The organism is Paenibacillus alkaliterrae, assembly GCF_021532375.1.
Lineage (GTDB): Bacteria > Bacillota > Bacilli > Paenibacillales > Paenibacillaceae > Pristimantibacillus > Pristimantibacillus alkaliterrae.
In genome coordinates this window covers 1-3,516 of record NZ_JAKGAP010000138.1, presented here as the reverse complement: position 1 = coordinate 3,516, position 3,516 = coordinate 1, and the positions used below count along the sequence as shown (strand labels likewise).

The following is a 3,516-nucleotide window of genomic DNA, read 5'->3' as shown; positions in this document are numbered from 1 at the left end:
TGTTGCCGCTCAGTTCCCCTATCGGGAAACGGGCGGCTTTTTCTTGCCAAGGATGACGTTAATGAGGGACAATGAATGGCGTGTGCAGCCGGAGGCTGAACCGCCATTCATTGTTCAAGGAGCGGCGAAAGCGACAAAATAAAAAAGGAAGACGTTATGGGTTGCCGCCCCGTCTTCCTTTCCCCAAGCTTTCGCTTGAATTAAGCTTAATGAAAAAGAAGAGAATTGTAAAGCCTCTGTCTGTGCTGGAGGGGGCTGTGGCAGCGGAGCGCATCTCCGTCTGTTTAGAGAATAGCGGGTTACAGCGCCATGGTGGGCTTATTCGTTTACATAACGTGACGATTCGGGTATGTAAAGGCGGCTATCGCTGTCCCTGCTGCAGTGAAGTATTCTCCGAATGCAGGACTGAATCCCAGCAACCGCCCTTGCCCTTATGGCATCAAGATCTTATGCACTACCTGGCGCTTGTCAGCAAGCATGGGATACCGGAAGATGACCGCCCCAAGCAATGTCCGAAATGCTGCCAGAGTAAGCGGAAGCCTCATCGCCACAGCCATTATGAGCGGATCGTGATGACCGTTACTTGCCCAGAGAAGATCTGCATCTTCCGATTTCGTTGTCCCGATTGCGGATATGTTCATTCCGTCATCCCCGCCTTCCTTGAGCCGTATATGCAGATGGCGTTAGACCTTCAAGAAGAACTAGTCGGAGCGGCTCATCAAGGCGCTACAGTGGAGCAGGTCGCAGAGCAGACGCAAGCCCTGCCTTGCGGCAGCATCGATGAGCGCACGATTGCCAGCCTGATTCGAGGCTGGAACCAGCGGCTCGCGCAGCTCGAGTCCGGCTTGTGGGCATGGATGCTCGCCCGGGCACCACATCTCGCACTTCCACGCTCGTCATCCCTCTGGAACACCCTGCATACCGCATGGACGATCATTCGGGAGCGGATTCCGGAGCTTCGGAACATCCGGTTCCTTCACGGCCTGAACCGTCTCCACTTCTCCATGACGGTGACGGCGCACGGATAAAATACCACAGAGCCTGTCCTGTCGCATCGATTGGCGGCGTCTCACAATGGAGGCAAGGGGATTTTAGCGCCCCATTTCATCTCCAAAGGAGGCAACACCCATATGGATTCGTCATTACAGGAACAAATGGCCGCTTTTCGCTACAGCCTGATCGCCCCGATCGTCAGTCGGCAGACGCCGCTTGCGCCCGGTGAACTCAAGGCTTATTTGGCGCAGGCCGCATCTCAGGTGTACCACATTCCCGGCAGCACGAAAACTCACGTAAGCGTGCGTTCGCTCGAACGCTGGCTGAACCAGTACCGCAGGGGCGAGTGGAACGGCCTGAAACCGAAAGCTCGCATCCGAAAAACCAATCTGAGCATCCCGCCAGCTGTACTTCAAGAGGCGATTCGCCTGCGCAAGGAGCGTCCCGAGCGCAGCGTCGACCAGATCATCTTTATACTCGAGGAGAGCGGCAAAGCTGAGGCTGGCACGGTTGCCGCAAGCACGCTCTCCCGGCACCTTCGAAAGGCTGGCGCAAGCCGCAAAGAGCTGCTCGCGGAAGGCGTGGAGAAAGGGTTCAGGCGATTCGAAGCCGAGGACGCGCATCTGAGCTGGCAATTCGACTTTCAGCACACGCTCTATTTGCCCGACCCGAAAGACCCGAAGAAACGAAAGAAAGCCATCCTGTTCGCGATCCTTGACGACTACAGCCGTTACATTGTCCATGCCGAGTTCTATTGGGATGAGAAGCTGCCGCGTATGGAGGACAGCCTCAAGAAGGCGATTCTGAAACATGGAATCCCTTCCCAGTTCTATTGTGACAACGGCTCAGCTTTCTCCTCACATCATCTGGTGCGCATCTGCGGAAAGCTAGGGATTCAGCTTTCCCATTCTACCGTTCGACGCCCTGCTGGGCGCGGGAAAATTGAACGCTGGTTCCGTTTTATTGATACCAGCTTCAAACCGGAGGCTTACGCACTGATTGAACAAGGGCGGCTGATGACGCTCGCCGATCTTAACGCCGCACTCGCCGCATGGCTGGACGGTTACTACCATATCCGGGAACATGGCTCCACCAAGCAGTCTCCCAAAGTGCGGCTTTCCTCTTGCGAACGGGAGATGCGGCGAAAAACGCTAGCGGAACTGACGGAGATCTTCCTCTGGGAAGAGCAGCGAACCGCCGACAAAACCGGCTGCGTCAGTCTGGATGGCAACACGTATGAGGTCGATCTTGAACTGTGCAGAAAACGTGTGCTTCTTCGCTACGACCCCTTTGACCTAAGCTGCATTCAGGTCTGGTATGAGGACAAGAGGTACGCCGATGCCACAGTCGTCGATTTAGCCCGTCCCTACGACCGCCGGGTAAACCCTGAACCGGCCGCTCCGCTTGTCGTGGAACCGGACGGACAAGTGGCCTTCCTGGAACTGGCGGAACAGAAGCGGCAAGCGCAGTGGACAAGCGAGCCTGTCTCTTATGCCACGGCGGGAGGGGATGATACGCAATGAATTCGGTCACGCAAGCCGTTCCCACGCCGCAAAGGCCCTTTAGCAAAGAACTCGATCCGACGCTCTGTTATGCGTTCAGCGGGCATAAGGAAGCGGCCGCCCGATTGGACCTGATGATTAAGCACCGAACACTCGGCGTATTAACGGGTGAAGTCGGCGGCGGCAAGTCCACCCTGATCCGGCGTTTGTTTGCTTCGCTTGATCCGATGACGTATCTGCCGATCTATCTGTGCTGCGCCAATCTGAAACCGCGCGAATTTTATGCTGGACTGCTTGAAGCTGTGGGCGTAGAGCCGGTTTACACGGTATCAAAGGCGCGAAAGCTCTGGCAAGAGGTGGTGCGCAGCCGGTCTGCGCCAGGAGAAAAAACGTTAGCCGTTATTATTGACGAAGCACATGAAATGAGCGAAGCGATGTTGCTGGAGCTGAGATTCGCTCTTAACTACAACATGGACTCCGCGGCTCTGTTTCCGCTCATCCTTGTCGGCCAACCGGAGCTGCGCAAGTTGCTTCGGCTCAAAAAGTATGAAGCGACCCTTCAGCGCGTAGGGATGCAGTACCATCTAGGCGGTATGAACAAGGATGAAACGAGCGCCTATATCCGTCACCACATGACCGTAAGCAAAGCGGAGAAGCCTGTTTTTGCTGAAAGTGCGCTAGGCCGCATCTTCGCAGCAAGCCAGGGACTTCCACGCGTAGTGAACCAAATTTGTACGCAGATCCTGCTCGACGCCACCGCCCGAAATCTCGAAGTTATTGAAGAAAGTGATGTCGTTCGCGTGCTCGCGGACATGGATCGGCAGCGAGGCCTCACGAATTAATTCGCCGTTATCCCCTATATGCACATTAGTTGGCGTATGCCGTCTCTTATTCACAGAGATTGGCATGCGCCTCGTCTATTGAATGGCGATACGCTTCTCACCCGCTTGGCGGGTTGACGTTACATTTCTACCGTCATTGTCGGTAAGATTCACGCCGTCATTTTACGTGAGCGGCAACA

The 3,516-nt window shown here is 55.4% G+C and carries 3 protein-coding genes; all 3 read left to right on the top strand.

The window, feature by feature from the left end; translation table 11 throughout:
• Positions 1-257 precede the first annotated feature (257 nt).
• Positions 258-1,028: a DUF6431 domain-containing protein gene (locus L1N85_RS26650; RefSeq protein WP_235242042.1), complete on the top strand. Its 771-nt coding sequence runs from the start codon at positions 258-260 to the stop codon at positions 1,026-1,028.
• Between the two features lie 102 nt (positions 1,029-1,130).
• Complete coding sequence (locus L1N85_RS26645) at positions 1,131-2,516, top strand: DDE-type integrase/transposase/recombinase (RefSeq protein WP_235242041.1); 1,386 nt, start codon at positions 1,131-1,133, stop codon at positions 2,514-2,516.
• Positions 2,513-3,337, top strand: coding sequence for an ExeA family protein (locus tag L1N85_RS26640; protein ID WP_235242040.1), 825 nt, complete (start codon positions 2,513-2,515; stop codon positions 3,335-3,337). Before L1N85_RS26645 ends, L1N85_RS26640 begins: the two co-directional genes overlap by 4 nt.
• Positions 3,338-3,516 lie beyond the last annotated feature (179 nt).

Coding starts and splice junctions, on each gene's coding strand:
- L1N85_RS26640 (WP_235242040.1), top strand. CDS start 2,513: ATGAATTCGGTCACGCAAGCCGTTCCCACGCCGCAAAGGCCCTTTAGC.
- L1N85_RS26645 (WP_235242041.1), top strand. CDS start 1,131: ATGGATTCGTCATTACAGGAACAAATGGCCGCTTTTCGCTACAGCCTG.